Source organism: Paenibacillus polysaccharolyticus (assembly GCF_023714295.1).
Lineage (GTDB): Bacteria > Bacillota > Bacilli > Paenibacillales > Paenibacillaceae > Paenibacillus > Paenibacillus polysaccharolyticus_A.
Window position 1 is genome coordinate 83,692 of the sequence record NZ_JAMAUN010000016.1, and the last position, 20,710, is coordinate 104,401.

Genomic DNA, 20,710 nt, shown 5'->3' on the forward strand with positions numbered 1-20,710 from the left:
ATCCGACTTTTATAATTGGGGGGACAATAAAAAAAAGCGAACCTCTCATTAGAGATTCGCTTAAATAACGACTTCATATTACACTTCATACATAACATATCTATGTTAAGAAGCACAGCCCTCGCACGCTACATAGTTGTCCCCAACCTGTTTGCTGATGGCGATCAGATCACCGAGTTTGATATCGGACTCTTCTGTGAACTCCAGATCGGCAATACGTGCCACAATCAAGGCAGCAGCCTCTTCTTTACTGGTTGCCATTTGGCTGAATTCTGATTTTTCACCTGTCGAAACGACTTCATACAGGTATGTATATCGCAATGTTTCCACTCTAAATCCTCTCCTTCCGAAATCACATCATACCATCTCTCTTCACCAATTCCAAGCCTACCTGCAAAAGAACTCAATCGTAACGCTGTCTCATCTGTTCCGCCGTCAGCAACACATCACCCGCATCAACAGAAAGCACCCGTTCTGTCGCTGCATGAGGATACCTATTACGCAGTGTGCGTACCAACGAAGCCGTATACGCAGCCGTGGATGGTACCCCTGTTAGCTCCTGCAAACTTGCCATAGTCCCGGGCTTGACCTCAGGGTATCCTTCGGCTATCCCTCCCGAGGCCCCTTCATAGAATTTACGCACCTCCGCAGCAAGCTGATCCCCTTGACCTTCCACAATGATAAATGCAGTAATGATGTAGGCTTTGGCCTGACGCCGCTGGGCAATACCGCAAAATTTCAATCCACCCACGCTGACATCATAATCCCCAGGACAGAATGCTCCCTGTACTTCTCCGGTCTGTGCCTGAGATGACCAGGGAGTTAATGACTCGGCAATAATCGAAGCCATCTCGCGGAAATCATCATGAATATTAATCGCATGCCCCGGATTGGGCAAGATCAGCGACACATTCACAACACCCGGATTCAACGGGACAGCGGCCCCACCAGAAGGCCTTACACATACTGCTGTCCCCTGACCTCTGATAGTATCCATCGCTTCGACTGCCCGAGGTAGCCTTCGGTCGCGTAAGCCGGCCACAAAGGCATCTGGGTGCCGCCATATATGAGCAACAGGCAGATGCCCCGCTCCCACACGTCTGCACATCACTTCTTCCCATGCAAAAGCGTCAAGCACGTTACTGCCCAGGCGCATAAGCGGTGTCTCCCATATTTGCAAACGTAGCGACGAATCCTTCTCAGCGGATATCCTTTGTACAGTCAACTCGCTCTTCTCCGCCTCAGGTAGCTGATTGGATTGGGAAGGTATACTCATCGTCCATAACCTCCGACTATCGAATTCATATGTAGTTTCAGTCCCTCCAGCAAATACGAAAAAAACGCCCTATATAAATAAGCCGGTTCCCCAAGGAACTCGGCTTATTATAATTACTCTTTAACCAAAGACAAAAACTCGGCCCGCTGTGCAGGGTTATCACGGAAAGATCCGCGTACAGCAGAGGTTACCGTCTTACTACCCGGTTTCTTCACGCCGCGGGAACACATGCACAAGTGCTCGCCTTCAACAACAACCATCACGCCATGCGGTGCAACCGCTTCGGTCAAGATGTCCGCAATCTGTGACGTAATACGTTCCTGTACTTGAAGACGGCGTGTTACTGCTTCAACCAAGCGTGCCATTTTGCTCAGACCCACAATTTTCCCACTAGGTATATATCCAATATGGACTTTACCAAAGAACGGTGCCATATGGTGCTCGCACTGGCTGTAGTACACAATATCTTTCACGATGACCAGTTCTTCGTGATTCTCGTCAAAGGTGACACCCAGCACGTCACGAGGATCCACTTCATATCCACCGAAAATCTCTTCGTACATCCGGGTTACACGCGCAGGCGTTTCCAGAAGTCCTTCACGTGTGCTATCTTCTCCGATCAATTTGAGAATCTGTTCGACATGATACTCGATCTTCTCCCGATTGTCGGATACTTTGGAATTCAAATAATCTTTCACGCCAGCCACTGCCAAGCGCCTCCTTTCGAACCACATCCTGCAAGCGAATTAATCACCTACAGCTATTATTTTCGGCGGCCCGAGTTTTTACGCGCAGGATGTTGAGTCGGCTGAGGCATTTTTGCGCCTGGTTGCTGATTCTTCATCATCTGCTGGGCACGCTGCATTTGCTTGCCATTCAGGTTATAGCCCATTTGCTTCGCCATTTTCTGTAGCATGTCAGGGTCGCTTTGCATTTTCTCAAGCTGTTTACGCAGGTAGAACACCCCGATGAAAAATCCACCGACCAGACCCACAATCAATGTAATAATCGGTATTACAATCTCCATCTCTTAGACACCTCTGTATGCAATATACAATCTAAAAAAACTGATGATCTGTGCTTGTACACATCATGAACGATAAAGATTTTATACCATGATGCAAACATAACACTGACCGGATTTCCTGAGAGTTATCATAGCATTTCCACACGTCCTGAGCAAACGCATTTTCCAGTTATATCACTTACGTCATTACACCTTCAATAAAGATCGTGTTCTGTTTGGCCAAATCAATCTCAACAACATCCAGCGAATAACGCGTGCTACCGTGAGCCACCCGAATAACCGGTCTGCCTGGCAGTCCGCGGTGCTGGCGGACAATGACGCCGGTCTCTTTCGTAGACAGCCGAACAGCAGTCCCGTTGGGATATACGGATACACTTTTGTTAAACTCTATCAGAATATCGCGATCCAGCTTCGTTCCGGACATCGCCATCATTGCCTCACACGCTTCATGGGGTAGCATGTTGCTGCCTGACAGACCGTTAATGAGATTATCATAGATGTTAGCTGCACTTACAATTTTGGCAAAAAGATGGATGTCCTTCCCTCTGATTCCCCTTGGTGTACCACTGCCGTCCTCGTGTTCATGATGTTGCAGTGCAGTGTGCGCAACAAGCAGACTGAACTCACGCTTGTTCTTGATCACTTCAAAACCACGCCATGTGTGGTGCAGCTTTGAAGTAGGAACAGTACCAGGAGGCTCGCCTACTTTTCCAATATCATGTAAAAGGGCGCCTACAGCCAGATCCTTGAGCTGATTGTAATTAAGCCCCATATTCAGCCCAATAACCGAAGACAGCAAACAGACATTCATCGCATGAACATATTGTGCATTGTCTTGGGTTCGGATATCGGTTAACTGCACCAGCAGTTCACGCCCATTCAACACATCATTCAATAACTTGTCTATACTGAGCGCAACTTTTTTCGGACTCCAGTCTTTCCCGGACCTTACCGCTTCAAGCGTAACGCTCATCTCATTGATAATGGCCCGTTTCGTGGCTTCATCCAAAATATCTTCTGTATCCACATCTTTATACGCTTCATCCTGGATGTACAGCGTGGTTACCCCGATACGCTTCAGCGTATTGACCATAAACACGGTGAGCTGGACTCCGGCAGACAACAACACTGTCCCATTACTGGAATACACCGTCTTGCCCAAAATCTCCCCCGCCTCCACGCTTTCCACGTTTACATACTTCATGAACGTCCCCCGCTCTTACGATTACTGCTCCAATGTGAGCAATTGCTCCTTGGTTTGCAGACCGCCTACGTAACCTACCAGAGTGCCATCTTTACCGCTCAATCGATGACAAGGAATAATAATCGGGATTGGGTTCTTGCTAATAGCATCCAAAACTGCACGTACAGCCTTGGGCCTGCCGATCTTTTCCGCAACCTGTTGGTGGGTTAAGGCTTCTCCATAAGATATATCGGACAGAACCTCCCAAACTTGTAGCTGGAATGCAGTCCCATATCGCTGAATTCGCAGGTCGAACGTCTTTCGCTCGCCAGCAAAATACTGCCGTAACTGCTCAGCAGCTTCGCTAAGCTTCTCTTCATTTTTCTCATATCGGTACTCACCGACCCACGTACGGGCCCATTGTTGCAGATGAGCTTCCCGAACATGAAAAGCACCAAAATCGATATGACACAGTCCCTCATCGGTTGCACATAAGGTAAGTGTACCAATTGGTGTCAGCACCTCATCATAATACACAGGCTTGCCATGAAGCCCGGTTACTGCTGATGGCTTCCATGCAGCTGCCTCTGATTTGCTAGAGGAAACGGGCTGCTCAGGCTCACCTTCACTTTCCCTTTGAGTACCGTTCGTAGTCCACGAATTGTCCTTTCCAAACTCCACATCTCTTATTATAGATATAAATTCGGTTTGTCCGTCTTTCACAACGCCCTCTATATCTACTCGTTCTTGCGTTATCCCGTGCACTTGCTTTGCCACATTCACTTGTTCCGCCTGTGGCGGATCGGGTAAGGTTTCGGACGATAACAATCTCTCCTTAGCCTTCTGCAGCATACTTAGCACGTTCCCATCTTGTTCGATTGCGGCAGCTTCCCCAATAGCTCTCATGGCGTCTTCTCCTCCAATTCTGCTCAGCGCCCAGGCAGCGGTTCCCCGCAGTTCAGGACGCGGATCACGCTTCAGTACCTGCGTTAGTTTCGGTACAGCGCTTTTGTCTTTGAAATTGCCCAGTGCAATGACCGCATTGCGCTGGATCGGCTTTTTGCCCCGCCAAGCGGCAGAACTTTGACCGAAACGTTCCTTGAATTCACGGTTGCCAATATCCAGTAGCGGCAACAGCAATGGCTTTACAACCTCCGGATCAGGATGAAACTCGGGATGGTGATCCCAGTTTTTGCCCCGATTTTTCGGACATACAATCTGACATGTATCACAACCGTACAGACGGTTGCCTATTTTCAACATAAACTCTTCATCCAAGAACCCTTTAGTCTGGGTCAGAAAAGAAATGCAGCGCTGTGCGTTTAATTGGCCAGGACCAACCAGCGCACCTGTAGGACAGGCATCAATGCATTTCGTACATTCCCCGCAATCCTCAGTGACGGGAGTATCTGGCGGGAACGGAATGTTCGTAACAAGCTCACCCAGGAATATCCATGAACCGAATTTGGGCGATATAATCGAGCAGTTCTTGGCACTGAAACCAATCCCTGCCCGTTGCGAGACGGCACGGTCCACAAGCGCGCCTGTGTCTACCATACTTTCAATGATCGCTTCCGGAACGCGTTCACGGATAAAATTCACCAGCTTGTCCATCGCCGCGCGGAGCACCTGGTGGTAATCTTGCCCCCAAGCCGAACGAGCAAAAATGCCGCGGTACGCGCCAGGCTCCGACTTCGGCGGATTGACCATTTTGGATGGATAAGCTACGGCGATGGCGATCAGGGAAGCAGGTTTGCTATCCGCGAGGGCGGGATGTACTCTTTTTTCAATATCCGGTTCTTCAAATCCCGAGGCATATCCCTTATCCCGAGACTGCTCCAGCAGTGACTTCAGAGAGACAAAAGGGTCCGCTGAAGCAAAACCAATATCATCTATACCCAGTTCCGGGCCTGCCGCCTTGATCTCCTGCTTTAACGCTTCCCATACGGAGGCGGCCTGTGCTGCCCCGGTCCGTACGTTCGTCATTGTTCTCCCTCTTTTCTATAAGGCACGTAATTTTCGTTATCTTTAAACAATGAACGCCCGCCTCACTTAAGAGACCAGGCGCTAAACTATAACGATATATGTTTTGCATAAGATTAAATGTACAGTCTACGTGCCTGTATGGTTAAACGCAAATTGCGCTTCGAAGTTGTTGTGGTCCAACATTTTACAGCTTTTTCATCTCGGAGAATGGCCAAAAAATAAACTCGGCTTTGCCGACAATCTCGCTGGAAGTTATACTCCCAAACACACGGCTGTCCTTGCTTTTACCCTCATGTCGATTATCTCCCATGACGAAGAAATGATCCGCTGCCAGCGTAACCGGACCAAACTCAGGGTCCTGTACCTCAATGTCGGTGTAACTCTCTGCCTGCTGAACACCATTTACATATAGATGATGGCCCTTCACCTGAATAGTATCTCCAGGAAGTCCAACGATTCGTTTTACCAGAAAATCTTTCTTGCCTGAACCTTCACTCGGGTCACGAAGAACGATCACATCCGACCGGGCCGGTTCGCCGAAATGATAGACCATTTTGTTTACAAACAGACGATCGGACTCGACCAGCGTTGGCTGCATAGACTGTCCTTTGACCATCGACAGATTAAATACAAACAGATTCAGCAGCATCATGACCACAAAAGCCACTACGATGGTCTTCACCCAGTCCCACAATTCAGCTGTCCAGGACTTCCCTGCTCGCTCAGGAACAGGTTTCGGATCTTGCTCCTCAAACGTCGAATGCTCCATAGAAGGCATATTAGAATTCAAAGAGACACCTCATTTATCAGTTTGTAGATTATACTGCGTAACTTTCGACGATACTCCCTTTCAGTCTACTCTATTTGTAAGAGCGAAACAATTGGAGATGGTCACCAGCATATAGAAAATCACACTCTTATATACACGCTTTGGGAAAAAGAAAACAGGATGCATATCAGCCGCTCCCTCCTCATACAAATAGAAAGGCATATCTCTCACGACATGATGCGTGAACAGATATGCCTAATATGAAATGAAAATCTCTTTAATTCTTTGTCTAACTACTCTTAACTACACCGAATTTACCTACATCGATTAAGCCTTGGACAAAATACTAAGTTTCTGGAAAGCACTCAGAATCTTATTGGCCCCATATCCCATTGCTTCATACAAAGGCATGGCTGCTTTGTTGTGCTCATCACCAGCCACCCAAATCTGGCTGACTTTACGCTGCTGGAACCGCTGTTCCATAGCCTCGACAAGTGTTTTACCGACGCCGCGGCGACGATAGTCTGGATGAACCGCAATACGGTAGATGCATCCCTGGTTTTGATCAATCGTACCAATCAAAGCGCCCACGAGGTCTCCCTCTTCTTCCGCAACCATGATCAGGTCAGAATCCCATGACAATTGACGGGCAAACGGGCCCATCGTGTTCTCATAACACTCTTCCGATAGTGCAACCTGGAGAAGCTCCGTCATCTGGCTTGCATCACTCAACTGAAAGGAACGAACGTGCATGTTTTAAATCTCCCTTTTCGTTAGCTTAGATGAGGTTTTACAAAAAAGGGAATCCCCTTTTACCAAAAACCCGATGTTCATATAATGACAAAAAACGAGAAAATACCGCTTCTTCGTCAATTAAACCATACTTTTCTCCATAAAACACGCATTTTCTTCTGAAAGCGCTTTATTGTAAACGTTTACATTGATTTAGCTTTAATTTTAACGATTTTTTCCGTCGAAATCTCATAATTTTATTCATAATGGGTAAAATATGTTTGTTATCTCTGGCCTCGCTTTGGATTAACGGTTCGGGGTACTTAATAAACAAAAATGTTGATTAATTATCCCGAATGCGGTTTAATATTAATGGCAAGGGTATTATTACATATGTACCTTAACAACAAATCACAAAATCTCAGGAGGTATTTCACTATGGCTTTTCAATTACCAGCACTTCCTTACGCTAACGATGCACTGGAACCACATATCGATGCACAAACGATGGAAATCCACCACGATCGCCATCACAACACTTACGTAACTAACTTGAACGCAGCTCTGGAAAGCGCTCCTGAACTGCAAAACAAAAGCTTGGAAGATCTGATCGCTAACTTGGACAGCGTACCAGAAAGCATCCGCACAGCGGTTCGTAACAACGGCGGCGGACACGCTAACCACAGCTTGTTCTGGGAAATCATCGGACCGAACGGCGGTGGCGCACCTACAGGTGACATCGCAGCAGCAATCGATAGCGAACTGGGCGGCTTTGACAAGTTCAAAGAAGACTTCGCGAAAGCAGCTACAACTCGTTTCGGTTCCGGCTGGGCATGGCTCGTTGTTGGCAAAGATGGCAAATTGTCCATCACTAGCACACCTAACCAAGACAGCCCGCTTTTCGAAGGTCTGACTCCAGTTCTGGGTCTGGACGTATGGGAGCACGCTTACTACCTGAAATATCAAAACAAACGCCCTGATTACATCGGTGCATTCTGGAATGTAATCAACTGGGATGAAGTTAACAAACGTTACGCAGCAGCGAAATAAGAAGCTGTTCGAATAAAAAGAGCCTGAATCGATCCTTTGTGATCGGTTCAGGCTCTTTGTTGTTTATTGCTCCGTTGCCTCATCATAGGCTCCAGCGAAATAGTTGCGAAGAAGCTTCAGAAATACATTAGGGAACGCCAGCTTCTCCATATCTTCCGGGCCGATCCATTGATACGTGAGGCCATCGCCTTTGCCTGTCATCGCTTCCTGCACCCCCTGAGCGGCGATGAGTGCTGATGATTCCGCCAGGGATGCCGCCTGTGCATCGTAGGCGGCTCTGGCTTCCGCGGCAACCAGCGGAAGCTCACTGCTCTGGTCCTGCTCCGTGCACTTGTACACCTGCAGGCTCCAGACAATGTGGCTGAACACATGCTCCGCATGGGTAGCCAGCCCTTCCGGGCGGGCAGCGAAGCCTTCCGCCCATAGACTGCCGGCCAGCAAAGCCATGGCCGGCTCATCCGCCAGCGGCGCTGCCGCCTTACCTGCTGCGGCAGGCGCCGCTAGCACATGCGGCAGCTCCCACATCCGGGCCAGCAGGCCTGTCTCTGGGCGCTGGCGCACAAGCACACGGCCGCGATGAGCACCGCGGCCTTCCACCAGGGCAACCAGCCGCTGCTCAGGGCGCGGCGGCTTCGCTTTGGTCTTGACCGGCAACGTAAGCTCCCTTCCGGCAATTCTGCCGGAACATTGCTCCATCACCGGGCAAGTCAAGCAATGCGGCGCTTTGGGTGTACACACCAGCGCGCCAAGCTCCATCAGCGCCTGATTGAAATCACGCGCGCTCCCTTCCGGAATGAGCTCTCCCGCGAGCTCTTCCATCAAAACCCGGGTGCTGCCCTTCATGATATCCTCATCAATGAGGAAATATCGGGACAGCACCCGCATCACGTTGCCGTCCACCGCTGGCTGCGGCTGGTTAAAGGCAATGCTGAGAATGGCCCCGGCTGTATACGGGCCGACCCCTTTTAACGCAAAGACGCTCTGCTTGTCCTGCGGCATCTCTCCGCCATGCAGCTCCATAACTTGCCTTGCTGCTGCCTGAAGGTTACGCGCTCTTGAATAATATCCAAGCCCTTCCCAATTTTTCAGCACCTCTTCCTCCGGTGCCTCGGCAAGAGCCTGGACGGTCGGGAAATTCCCGATAAATCGGTTAAAATAAGGAATCACCGTATCTACACGCGTCTGTTGCAACATAATCTCCGAAACCCAAGTAAAATACGGATTGTTGTGGCGACGCCACGGCAAATCACGTCTATTAATCATGTACCACTCCAGCAAATTCACGCTGAAATGTCGTTTCTGTTCTTGTAAACCCATATGCCCTTCCTTTCCTGTATCCACGAATCATCTAATGAATACGACTATCTGTCGACCTCCGTCATGCAGGTATTCCTCAAATTCGTTTACCCATGCTCTGCATTTATTCATACCTTGTCCAATCCCTAATCCAACCCAACATAGAAATCTGCTTCTTTTCTTTATCTTCGTCTGGGTTGCCTGCCCATTTCCTTACGTCTCTTCCCCGTTCACTTCATGTATCTGCTCCACAATAGCAAATGCGGCCGCCAGCTCTGGCTGATGTGTAATGCTTAGATGAATCCGGTACCTCTGACCACACGGTAGCTGAAGCCGCTCCCAGGCCTGAGTGGACAATGTAGCAACCGGACGACCAGACGGGTCAGGTAACACTTCCATATCATGAAAACCTATGACAGCGCCGATCCCGCATCCGAATGCTTTGGATACCGCCTCTTTGGCCGCAAAACGTCCGGATACAAACTCCGCCATTCGTTTCCCGCGGCTAGCCGCAACGTCCCGTTCAGCCGGAGTTAAAATACGCTTCATAAATGCCTCTGCCTGGCGGCCAGACAGCAGTCTGCGCAACCGTTCTATCTCTAATACATCGTTGCCAATGCCATATATCATAACGATTCACCCGCTTAATCTTTTAGGCTATAAAAGATAATCCTTACTTGTAGGAATCCATTGCTTTCCGAACACGTATTCTATTGTAGCAGGAGGCGTGCATGGATGCGAGTGTCTGGTATCTGTATTTCCACTTTTGCTAAAATTTTAATGAAACCACTCCCATTCCCCATCACGACTCACCTTTAGCAGTTACGGAAAACGGTGATCCATGACCATTCTCCCTTTGACATGGCGGTAAGTTAGAACAACAAAAAGAGCCGCTGCTCAAGGCAGTGACTCATTTGTAAGCAACGACTCATTTGAAAATAAAGCACGCTACTCGATTACATCTATAAATTCCCAATATTAAATACCAGGAATCGCATTCCGTTTGTGATGTGTGCGTGTGTAAAAGGACTCCAGACGCTCTTGCGCAGCCGGGTCGATCTGTTTGCCTTCAAGGTAATCGCTGTTCGCCTCGTATGAAATACCCAGCTCGTCCTCATCGGTTTGACCTTCCCATAGCCCTGCTGAAGGAGCTTTGTCCAGAATGGATTGCGGCACCTTCAGATAAGCAGCAAGCTGACGTACTTGGCGTTTGTTGAGTGTGCTCAGTGGTGTGATATCCACGGCTCCGTCGCCCCATTTGGTATAAAAGCCGGTGATTGCTTCGGATGCATGATCCGTACCTACGACCAGCAGGTTTTCTTCAAAAGAAAGCGCATATTGCATCACCATACGTGTTCTTGCTTTCACATTGCCCTTGCCTTGATGAGTCATATGACGCGGACTGCCAAGAGATTTGAAGCCCTGCTCTACTTCCAGCGCGATTTCATTCACGGCATCCTCGATGTTTGTTTCCACAACATGCTTCAGATCGTATGCTTTGGCTACAGCATAACTATCCTGGATATCTGCTTGCTCTCCATAAGGCTGGAACACACCCAGCGTTTTGTACTCTTGATTGTTTTCCGCGGTAAGCTCGTCCGTAGCTTGTTTGCAAAGTGCCGTTGCCACGGCACTGTCAATACCGCCGCTAATGGCGATCAGCAATCCTTTGGTACCGGAATTTTTGACATACGTCTTCAGAAAATCCACACGCTTGCGTACTTCCTCAGCTTCATTAATACTCGGTTTAACCTTCAATTCAGCGATGATCTGTTGTTGCAAACTCATCGTTCATACACCCCGTTTCTACTATAATAGAATTTTGATGCTCGTTCGAAAGGTATGTTGGTGTCCAGCTAGAAAGGTTCGAATGGTTCAATAACCTGAGCTGTCCAAAATGAAACGCCCCGGCATCGGGCATCCGAAGTGCGGGGCGTTCTATAGAGCAGATTAACGGCAGTAACGTTCAAATGCACTTGTCAGGTCAGCCGCGATTTCCTCTGCAGAACGATCTTCCACTTGGTGACGCTCGATAAAGTGAACGAGTTCTCCGTCTTTCAGCAAAGCAATGGACGGTGAGGATGGTGGGTATGGAGCAAAGAATTCACGTGCTTTCGCCGTTGCTTCCTTGTCTTGACCAGCAAATACGGTGTAGAGGTGATCTGGTGTTAAATCGTTTTGAAGTGCCTGAGCAACCCCTGGACGACATTGACCTGCTGCACATCCGCATACAGAGTTAATTACGACCAGTGCTGTTCCTTTAGCATCCGGCAAGCTTGCTTCAACCTCTTCCGGTGTGCGCAGCTCCTGGATTCCCAGACGAGTCAGCTCATCCCGCATTGGCTGAACCATATCTCTCATGTATTGATCAAATGACATCGACATTCAGTTTCACTCCTTATAATGGTTGTTCTATGATCTCGTTTGAAAAGTTAGAGGACTATAGCGATGCACCAACGAATGCGTCCATATCGAAAAAAATGGATACACGCTGTGCTATTCCTATTATACATCCCCATGCAATGAAAGCAAGGTTCAGACAACACCTTCGGAACAGCTTTCTCCCAATTATTATGGCTAATGGTCTGGCAAAATATGCTGACGCTCTAACGTTGAAAGGCAACCTTAAACGTCGTCCCCTGCCCTTCTTCGGATTCAACGGAGATTGTGCCATTATGCCGCTCGACAATGCTCAAGCACATGGATAATCCCAGTCCGGTTCCTTTTGCTTTGGTTGTATAAAATGGTTCAAACAGTTTTTCCTGCTTCACTGGCGGTATTCCCGGCCCTGTATCGTGTACACACAGTTCCACCCGGTCATCAACCATCCGTGTTTCCAAAGTAAGCACACCTTTTTCGGTCATGGCTTCCATTCCGTTACGAGCCAGATTCAGTACGACTTGTTTAATTTCTTTCGCATTCAGATGCAGCTTCGGCACGTTATGGGCCAGCATCAGTTCAATGCTCTGACCTCTCAGATTGGCATCGGCCCATAGCAAAGGACTGAGTTCATGAATGATATCGTGTAATTGTGATTCTTCTTTTTCCGCAATACGGTTCTGAGCCAGGGACAGAAAATCATTGATGATACTATTGGCTCTGTCGAGCTCCTCCATAACAATTCGATAATAATGATTCAGGGAATCTGGACTCTTTTCCTGCATTAATTGAAGAAACCCTCGCACTACAGCCATCGGGTTGCGCACCTCATGCGTGATGCTTGCCGCCATCTGTCCAACCAAGCTTAGACGATCCACATTATCAAGTTCGCTACGCAACATCTCAAGCTCGGTAACATCCTGAATAATGAGCATAGCTCCCGAGACTTCCTTCGAGCCCTTTGTAACATAATCATAGATCGGGACCGTTCGGGAAAGAAATACATGCGATCCGTATCGCACCGTCAGCACACTTACTTCACCATGCACAACGGCTTGCTGGATGCTGTGTTCCATCTTATCCGCTTGTTCCTGCTCGACAAATTGACTGGCGTGCTGCCCAATTAAGTTATGTGCCGATGTGCACGGAAGCTGTTCTTTGGCCGTTTGCTTCATCAGTTCGTTTACAAACACAACTTTGCCTTCGACATCTACCGTGGCTATAGAAAGAGGTACTGCATTCAAAATCTGGTGCAGTTTCTCCGTTTCACTCATGTAATGGTGATGCACTTCAGATAGTTGCTGTTCCATTCCGCGATAACGTCCCATCCGATCCAGCCACAGCTGACTCATGCTTCCAGCAGCCAGTGCACCTGCCATGTATCCAAGCGCTGACAAAACCAGATAGAGCTTGGAATATGTCGTATCGGGATAGACATAAACCATCCATAACAGAATTGCAACAGCCAGTTCAGCGGTAATCAGCGCGATGACCGTATTCATTTTGCGGGAACATGTATTATGCTTGAATCGTTTGGCAGACAACCATACAATAGGATAGAGAAGTATTCCCGTATGAAGAAGAAATCCGTACAGATCATAGGGATGTGCTAAAAGAAAATAGAAGAGAATATGTAGAATAGACAAGGCAGCGCCTATGTGGGCTTTACAATATAGAATCGCAAGAGTAACCGGGATAATACTTAGGGATATAGGAACGGTCTCGGAACCTACGGATAATGCAAAAATTAGACAGAGCAGCATACTAATGATACTTGTTGCCGCAAAGCTGAAATTGACCTTATCTGCATGATCCATTCGCATGACCTGTTGTTTGGAGAGACCCAAATAAAATAAGGGAATCAGGAATACTGCCGATCCGGCTAGCAGTACTTGTAAAAGAATGTCCTTTAACGCAACCACAATGTCATCTCCTCCTCTGCCTGTACATTCCCTCATTTAATTCTGATTAAAACATAGGCGACAGCATATTACAATATATCGCTTTAGGCTGCATAATAGAACACCGAGTCACCCTGTCTGATTTCAGAAAAAGGCAGTAACAGACATTGTCTATAAAAAACAGACAAAATCAATCGAAAAAGAAGGTAATCATGTATGTATGACGTTATCGTTATAGGCGGCGGTTCCGCTGGTCTGATGGCTTGTGTGGCAGCTGCCGAGCACGGAGCATCTGTGCTGTTGCTGGATAAAGGAGATCAATTAGGCCGCAAACTGGGCATCTCCGGCGGAGGACGCTGCAATGTAACCAATGCCAAAGAAACGGATGAGCTTATTCGACATATTCCGGGTAATGGACGTTTTTTATATAGCTCGTTTCAAAATCTGGATAACCAAGGCATCATGCGTTTTTTTGAAAATCTCGGCATTGCCTTGAAAGAAGAAGACAACGGGAGAATGTTCCCCGTCACGGACAAAGCCAAGACGGTTGTTGATGCGCTGGTCGGGAAAATTGTTTCTCTTGGCGTCGAGATCCGTACGAAAGAGCCTGTTAAAGAACTTATTCAGAACGGCCAGCATGTGCAAGGTGTTAAACTCGCATCAGGCAAAATCGTTCACGGCCTTTCCGTTATTATTGCAACAGGCGGCAAATCTGTGCCGCAAACCGGTTCCACAGGTGACGGATACCCTTGGGCCGAGGCAGCTGGTCATACCATCACAGAATTGTATCCAACCGAGGTCCCGATCGTATCTGGAGAGAGCTGGATCCAGTCCAAGGAATTGCAGGGCTTATCTCTACGTGACATTGCTCTGTCCGTACTCGATGCCAAAGGCAAAACTGTCATTTCTCACCGGGGAGATATGCTCTTCACCCATTTTGGTGTATCCGGCCCGGTTGCCCTACGTTGCAGTCAGTTTATTCGCAAAGTTCAGATGAAATCAGGGAATACACAGGTCACCATGAGTATCGACCTCTTCCCTGACTTTACCCCTGCTGCGCTGGAAGCACAAGTGAAGCAAGGCCTAGAGCAGGAGTCACGCAAGGCCGTCAAAAATATTTTGAAAACATGGGTGCCTGAACGTCTGGTTCCTCTATTGATGAAACGTGCCGAGATCGGGGATGATCTTACATTTCACCATTTCCCTAAAGGTATGTTAAACCATCTGTGCGAACTGATGAAATCCTTCACCTTCCGCGTTGACGGCACAAGATCGCTCAAAGAAGCCTTTGTTACCGGAGGTGGAATTCACTTAAAGGAAATATACCCCAAAACGATGGAATCCAAGCTGCTGCCTGGACTATTCTTTTGCGGAGAAGTACTCGATATTCACGGTTATACCGGAGGTTATAACATTACCGCTGCTTTCTCCACAGGATACACTGCTGGCATGCATGCAGCGGAGTACAGACATGTTAATGCGTAGGTAATTTGGTGTTTCTGCTTTTTATTTTCGGTGACCATGGCCCGGGGGCACAGGTACAGCACTGGCCGATGGGACATTAAAAAAGCTACTACACGGACGTTTGCGCAAACAAAAGACACCCCATATGTCATGATCCATGACCGGGGTGCCTTTGCTTTGTTGTAACTCTTCTTTACAGCTCTAATTGGTGTTCCAGATACACCTTGCCGTCTAATGCAACATCGTTGGGGAGTGGTATGTTGTGCAGAACTGAAATTGCTCCTGTTACTATTATTGTTCTTAGTACTGTTTTTGCTACTGATGTTGGTACTGTTGTTGTCACGTTATTACAATTGTTGAGAGCGCTACTTTCAAGCTTTAACACTGCCGGAAAATCCATCCGCCGAATCATCATAAACGGGATCATCACTATAATTATGCTCGCTTTGGTCTACTCCTTGATCAACGTTTTGACCGTAATTTACCGTTTGGCTTGCGCCGCGTGCATAGCCTTCGTTCCAGTCCTCATTCACCAGATGTGCCGGAATGGATACGTTTTGGAACTGATCTAGTTGATCAACAGAAGAAGCAAACACCGCACTCCCTCCATGTGATTGCACAATCTCTACTGCGGATTGCGGGTCCTGCCGATTCGTCGGAATATATAATTCAAGTGGTGCAGATTGATATGGCTTATAGCCTAATTCCTCCAAGGTTGCTTTTGCCTCAAGCAGTGCCGAAGGATCGGAAAAATGTACTTGAAGCTCACCGTTATCCATCATGCTCAACTTCTCCTCACTATAGATATTTCTAACCTCAGTCCGTGAAACCTATTGAAAATCAAAACATCCATGAATCCAGAGATACATAAACAGGACGCCCTAATATTCATGTGCTTCACATCCCTTTTCTTCTATTAGCATGGGCAGTTCAACCAAGCGCTATGCGCTTCGGGTAGCAAATTCCTTTCAAGCCTAGTGATACAAAAACAAATTATGAACGAGTCTGTCTGATCAGGCCTGCAACGGCCACTGAACCATAGCCTAATGCTACTGTGCATACAGCCGTTAGAAAACCGGAAAGCCAGTCCAGCCAAAACACTCCCATGATATAACCCATCAGCGCAACAAGTGGAAGCAATAACATACGCACCATGATGGAGCCTGCCTCATGCAACGCAGCAGAATCATACGTGACAAGCTGGACATACTCCGAGGTTGCCAGTCCATCCCACGCACGGTACAACATCACTGTTAGCATAATCACCAGTAATCCACACACGATGACATTGACCGGAAACGGTGGCAAGGCTACCGCTGCAATAGACAACCCACCCAGTTGCAAGTACAATTTCAACGTCTCGGAATTCCGAAAAAATGCTTTAAACGCGATCTCTGCCGTCCGATTCGGAATGGAGCGTTTACGAAACAGTTTACGAGGTTTACGAAAAACGATTGTTCGTGTCTGCGGAGACTTCGGCTTTCTCACAGCCTGACTTAACATCAGTGCAGTCAACCGGAGCCTGCTTCGCAAATCCTCGCGCACATCGCCTTCAAACGTACCTTTCATACGTAATCTCATCTGGATCATCGTAATGAGCAGTAAAAGAACGGCGGCAATACTCAGCATGATTTTCCACGTATACATGTCCCCTAACATCCAAGCTGATGCGCGAACAGTCATCCATCCCATGGCGATCACAAGTGAGATCAATGAGAGCCAGCGCCGCCATCCCGTATATCGAACTTTGATAGTATGTATAGCAATGACTTGAAGTGATGCTGCGATTCCTAACCAAATACTTGTCAGCACAATCTGTAAAAGAGACATTTCATACACACGAACGAATAGCGGTGAAACCAGTACAGTAATGAGTATCATTTTTCCAAGTTGTAACACCGTTACCCGTACAAGTCCTCGCATCATCAGTGTTCGCATCCAGACCCTTCTGGATTTCAAAAATAATACATCCGCTTCTTCGATAAAAAGTAGAACTCCACCCGTCAGGATGATCAGTTCGATAATCCCCGTTATTAAAGGGAATGATATGCCCCCGCTTGCCCATGCTGGCAAAGCTTTTGTCCACAGACTGGCGTAGTAGCCGATAAAATATAACATTCCTGGAACTAGCAGATACAGCCAGACTGTCCAGTCCACCACAAGCTTGAGATTGCGCCACTGTTCCCGAAGATGCTCTCTCTTTCTTCTCTGATATAGAAGATGCGGGGTATAACGTTTGGGCTCCACCATCAGGCCTCTCCTCTCTTCAATCCGATGTTAAGGTGTCAAAACAATCAAACAACGACGCTTCCGGCATTTCCGCCGTAGCCCGAATCTCATCCAATGTTCCTTCCGCCGCCGACCTGCCGGCAGCAATCAGAATGAAACGGTCACAGATCCGTTCTGCCGTATCCAGCACATGTGTAGACATTAACACGCCCGCCCCGCGGCGGCGCTCATCATCAAGTAATTTCAGAAAGTCCTTCGTTGCACGAGGATCTAAACCGATAAATGGCTCGTCCACAATATAGATATCCGGTGAGGAGAGAAATCCGATCATGAGCATCATTTTCTGTCGCATACCTTTGGAGAAACTTGCTGGGAGATCATTGCGGACATGATCCATGCCAAAACGGACTAACAATTCCTCTGCTCTCGCCACAAATACTTCTTCTTCTATTTCATACGCTGCGGCAGCCAGATCAAGGTGTTCCCACAAAGTCATATACTCGTAAAAAACAGGCTGCTCGGGAATGTAGGCGTAACGCCCTTTTCCACCAATGGTTACATCATAATCGGCATGCTCCAGCAGTCCAAGCAATGTCTTAATGGTTGTACTTTTACCCGCGCCATTAGGCCCGATAATCCCGACCAATTCTCCCGGCGCCACGTGCATCCGAATATTCCGGATCGTAGACTGCCCTGGCGCGTAACCAGCTTCGCGAATATGTACGTTCAGGATGGAACCGGGTAAAGCAGTTTCTTCCTGCGATACGTGCTGCATGCTTAACACTCCTGTTCTTGTCCTTTTTATACGTGATGAACTATTTATATTGTAAATGAGTTTTGAGTGCCATGTTTGATTAATTTGAGCAAAAAGTAGACCATTCATTTCTATGGATCATTCTAGTCCCATAAAAAAGAAGCAGGGGTTCCGGAGCCCCTGCTTCTTCATATTACAGTGAAAAACTCATATTATCGATTGCTCTCCACCATAGTCATCGTTTCGCTTTCTACATCCGCATTAGCGTTCAGACCCAGATCCAGCATGCCGCGACTTTCGCTGGCATAACTGCTGTTCGCTGTGCGCTCACGGTCATTCACATTACTATTGCGTTCGGATTGAGCCATTGTTGCACTCTCCCCTTTTGCTTTCGCGTTCAGACCCAGATCCAGCATGCCGCGACTTTCGCTGGCATAACTGCTGTTCGCTGTGCGCTCACGGTCATTCACATTACTGTTGCTTTCGGATTGAGCCATTGTTGCACTCTCCCCTTTCGCTTTCGCGTTCAGACCCAGATCCAACATGCCGCGACTTTCGCTGGCATAGCTGCTGCTTGCGGTACGCTCACGGTCGTTCACGTTACTATTGCGTTCGGATTGAGCCATTGTTGCACTCTCTCCTTCGGCTTTCACGTTCAGACCGAGACCCAGCATGCCGCGACTCTCGCTGGCATAGCTGCTGCTTGCGGTACGCTCACGGTCGTTCACGTTACTATTGCGTTCGGATTGAGCCATTGTTGCACTCTCCCCTTTCGCTTTCGCGTTCAGACCCAGATCGAGCTTGCCGCGGCTTTCGCTAGCGTAATTGCTACTTGCGTTGCGTGGCTGACCGTCTCGTGAATACTCGTTCATCGTTGCTGCTTCTCCCGACACATTGGCATTCAAGCCGAGGCCCAGTTTGCCAGAGCTACTGTATTCACTTGTAATGTCCGAAGATTGGCCATTGTAACGGTTCATGTTCTTGGCGGATACACCAGCATTGAGTCCTAGATCTAGATTTAATGCACCGCTTGCACTGGAGGAACCCCCGTAGCTGCCAGCATTCCCGTAACCAACGTCACGTTGTCCCGACAACAATGATCCCAGTTCCAGACGCAGACCTGCATTCAAATCCAAATTACCGCTGCTGTTGCTGTTATAACTATCTGCATAGGTAGCCTGTGAAGCTCCCAGCAATCCAGCTACCAACGTACCCGACAATACCGACAATTTTACCCAACGATTCACTTTTTTCATGATAATATACACTCCTTCTCATTTTTGGTTGAATGAACGCCATTGTTGTTTATGAGAAAGAGGTATATTTCGGCGGCTGACCTGGCGGAGCTTGTGACCACTGGCTGAAACCATCCAAACGTTCCATATCAAAAGCAAAATTATAACCCGGCATCACCGGACTTGTTATCGCCAAAGGCAATGCTACAGCCGGGACGGATGCTCCGCCCCCCGTCACACCGGCTGAACCGGAGCTTGTACCTGTGGAAGTAGCAAAGGGAGCTATTGCCATAACAGACCAGTTGGCCGGTCGTTCTGCCCGTGGTTGCCATGGTGCAGAGGCTTCATCCTGCTTTTCAGGCAATGTCTGATCGGCATTCAGATTCGCCTGACCTTGGTTCTCGGCTGTTGATTTACCAAACGAAGGATCCATCTGCAACCATTCATTATCCAGTAAAGATACGTTTGAATTCGTCTCCTCAGCACGTTGGTTCAGACCATCCTGCTTCACAGGCACAGCCTGAGAAACAGCGGGTTCGGTTACCGAGTCCGGATTGATCTCACGATCCATCACCTGACCTGTAACATGTATTTCATCTTGTGCCGTGTTCTGTCCACTCACTTTGCCCTGAGAGGAAGGTGAATCGACTACCTTATTAGGCTGCTCTGAAGTATTCTCGGGTTGCTCCGGTTTCACCGCCGGAAGTTCAACCTTGCCTTTACTAGGTTCAATTTCCGCGGTTACACCAGTAGCAGGCACTTTTGCTTTCACCTTTGGAAGCTGTACTTTGCCTTCACTCAGATTTACACCTGATGCCCTGACATCCACCGATGCAACTTCAGTAACATCAACTTTCACGGAAGGAAGTTCAACCTTGCCTTGCCGCAGGTCTGTTTGTACAGCAGACGTCTCTGCTTTGATGACCTCGGGAACCTCGGCTTTAATTTCAGGCAAGGAAGCTGTTCCTTCTTGTAGATTCACCTGACTGCTGGACACATCTGCTCGAATGACAGGCGTGTCTGCTTGTACAGAAGGAAGATCCACCGTCCCTTGCTTCGCATCGATGCCAATCTGCGATGTTCCTGCCGATCCAAGCGGTGTATCGACCTTCAATTCAGATACACTTAGCTTGCCGGTAGATGCATTCGTTTGGATCGAAGGAACTTCTACATCCAGCAGTGGTGTGGATAGAGATATCGATGGAGTCAGATCAAGACTGCCATCTGCATCGTGTGAAAAAAGGTTCAGTGACAATCCGCTGGACGGTTTGCTTGAATCCGCCTGATTCGGAGCATCATCTGCATATGCATGCGATGAACCGATGCCCATAACCAACGTTCCGGCCAAAATGGCTAACGGAATGCTTGCCAGACGAGTGATCGATCTGGGTAATTTCCCTTTTAAGTTCAAGTTGCTTCACCCCCTTTC

Annotated in this window: 20 protein-coding genes; 2 read left to right on the forward strand and 18 right to left on the reverse strand. The window is 48.0% G+C overall.

Annotated features, from left to right (window positions below):
* Positions 1-105 precede the first annotated feature (105 nt).
* The 8 genes from M3629_RS26275 to M3629_RS26310 all read right to left on the reverse strand — a co-directional run bounded on the left by M3629_RS26275 (position 106) and on the right by M3629_RS26310 (position 6,994).
* A complete protein-coding gene (locus M3629_RS26275) occupies positions 106-330 on the reverse strand; it encodes a hypothetical protein (RefSeq protein WP_251511618.1) in 225 nt (74 codons plus the stop codon).
* A 73-nt stretch (positions 331-403) separates the two neighbouring features.
* Complete coding sequence (locus tag M3629_RS26280; RefSeq protein WP_251511620.1) at positions 404-1,276, reverse strand: lipoate--protein ligase family protein; 873 nt, start codon at positions 1,274-1,276, stop codon at positions 404-406.
* Positions 1,277-1,389: 113 nt separating this feature from the next.
* A complete protein-coding gene (folE, locus tag M3629_RS26285) occupies positions 1,390-1,983 on the reverse strand; it encodes a GTP cyclohydrolase I FolE (RefSeq protein ID WP_090924577.1) in 594 nt (197 codons plus the stop codon).
* 56 nt (positions 1,984-2,039) lie between these two features.
* On the reverse strand, positions 2,040-2,303 hold the full coding sequence (locus M3629_RS26290) for a YneF family protein (RefSeq protein WP_123066848.1): 264 nt from the start codon (positions 2,301-2,303) through the stop codon (positions 2,040-2,042).
* 178 nt (positions 2,304-2,481) lie between these two features.
* Positions 2,482-3,507, reverse strand: a complete 1,026-nt coding sequence (locus tag M3629_RS26295; RefSeq protein ID WP_251511622.1) for an HD-GYP domain-containing protein — start codon at positions 3,505-3,507, stop codon at positions 2,482-2,484.
* Positions 3,508-3,528: 21 nt separating this feature from the next.
* Positions 3,529-5,472 carry a tRNA epoxyqueuosine(34) reductase QueG gene (gene queG / locus M3629_RS26300; RefSeq protein ID WP_251511624.1) on the reverse strand — a complete coding sequence of 648 codons (1,944 nt, stop codon included), beginning with the start codon at positions 5,470-5,472 and terminating at the stop codon, positions 3,529-3,531.
* A gap of 184 nt (positions 5,473-5,656) precedes the next feature.
* Complete coding sequence (gene lepB, locus M3629_RS26305) at positions 5,657-6,241, reverse strand: signal peptidase I (RefSeq protein WP_435368280.1); 585 nt, start codon at positions 6,239-6,241, stop codon at positions 5,657-5,659.
* A gap of 327 nt (positions 6,242-6,568) precedes the next feature.
* A complete protein-coding gene (locus tag M3629_RS26310; protein ID WP_090924581.1) occupies positions 6,569-6,994 on the reverse strand; it encodes a GNAT family N-acetyltransferase in 426 nt (141 codons plus the stop codon).
* 417 nt (positions 6,995-7,411) lie between these two features.
* Here M3629_RS26310 and M3629_RS26315 point away from each other — a divergent pair, with 417 nt between their 5' ends.
* Positions 7,412-8,023, forward strand: a complete 612-nt coding sequence (locus tag M3629_RS26315; RefSeq protein ID WP_123066845.1) for a superoxide dismutase — start codon at positions 7,412-7,414, stop codon at positions 8,021-8,023.
* Between the two features lie 63 nt (positions 8,024-8,086).
* On the opposite strand, the gene mutY is transcribed toward M3629_RS26315, so the two are convergent.
* The 5 genes from mutY to M3629_RS28770 form a co-directional block, all read right to left on the reverse strand.
* Complete coding sequence (mutY, locus tag M3629_RS26320; protein ID WP_251511728.1) at positions 8,087-9,340, reverse strand: A/G-specific adenine glycosylase; 1,254 nt, start codon at positions 9,338-9,340, stop codon at positions 8,087-8,089.
* Between the two features lie 192 nt (positions 9,341-9,532).
* Entirely contained in the window at positions 9,533-9,949 is a 417-nt protein-coding gene (acpS, locus tag M3629_RS26325; protein WP_251511629.1) for a holo-ACP synthase, read from the reverse strand.
* Positions 9,950-10,297: 348 nt separating this feature from the next.
* Positions 10,298-11,107 (reverse strand): ammonia-dependent NAD(+) synthetase, encoded by an 810-nt coding sequence (nadE, locus tag M3629_RS26330; RefSeq protein WP_251511654.1) that lies wholly within the window; start codon positions 11,105-11,107, stop codon positions 10,298-10,300.
* Positions 11,108-11,269: 162 nt separating this feature from the next.
* Positions 11,270-11,704, reverse strand: coding sequence for a BrxA/BrxB family bacilliredoxin (locus M3629_RS26335; RefSeq protein WP_090924929.1), 435 nt, complete (start codon positions 11,702-11,704; stop codon positions 11,270-11,272).
* 221 nt (positions 11,705-11,925) lie between these two features.
* Positions 11,926-13,620, reverse strand: a complete 1,695-nt coding sequence (locus tag M3629_RS28770) for an ATP-binding protein (RefSeq protein WP_251511657.1) — start codon at positions 13,618-13,620, stop codon at positions 11,926-11,928.
* A 195-nt stretch (positions 13,621-13,815) separates the two neighbouring features.
* Between M3629_RS28770 and M3629_RS26345 the strand changes: the two genes are divergently transcribed.
* On the forward strand, positions 13,816-15,084 hold the full coding sequence (locus M3629_RS26345; RefSeq protein WP_251511659.1) for an NAD(P)/FAD-dependent oxidoreductase: 1,269 nt from the start codon (positions 13,816-13,818) through the stop codon (positions 15,082-15,084).
* Positions 15,085-15,434: 350 nt separating this feature from the next.
* Here M3629_RS26345 and M3629_RS26350 read toward each other — a convergent pair whose 3' ends face one another.
* The 5 genes from M3629_RS26350 to M3629_RS26370 all read right to left on the reverse strand — a co-directional run bounded on the left by M3629_RS26350 (position 15,435) and on the right by M3629_RS26370 (position 20,692).
* Positions 15,435-15,845: a hypothetical protein gene (locus M3629_RS26350; protein ID WP_251511660.1), complete on the reverse strand. Its 411-nt coding sequence runs from the start codon at positions 15,843-15,845 to the stop codon at positions 15,435-15,437.
* 211 nt (positions 15,846-16,056) lie between these two features.
* Complete coding sequence (locus tag M3629_RS26355) at positions 16,057-17,313, reverse strand: ABC transporter permease (RefSeq protein WP_251511663.1); 1,257 nt, start codon at positions 17,311-17,313, stop codon at positions 16,057-16,059.
* A gap of 16 nt (positions 17,314-17,329) precedes the next feature.
* Positions 17,330-18,067: an ABC transporter ATP-binding protein gene (locus M3629_RS26360; protein WP_251511666.1), complete on the reverse strand. Its 738-nt coding sequence runs from the start codon at positions 18,065-18,067 to the stop codon at positions 17,330-17,332.
* A 191-nt stretch (positions 18,068-18,258) separates the two neighbouring features.
* Positions 18,259-19,302: a hypothetical protein gene (locus M3629_RS26365; RefSeq protein WP_251511669.1), complete on the reverse strand. Its 1,044-nt coding sequence runs from the start codon at positions 19,300-19,302 to the stop codon at positions 18,259-18,261.
* Between the two features lie 49 nt (positions 19,303-19,351).
* Positions 19,352-20,692 (reverse strand): hypothetical protein, encoded by a 1,341-nt coding sequence (locus M3629_RS26370; RefSeq protein ID WP_251511671.1) that lies wholly within the window; start codon positions 20,690-20,692, stop codon positions 19,352-19,354.
* Between the last annotated feature and the right edge of the window lie 18 nt (positions 20,693-20,710).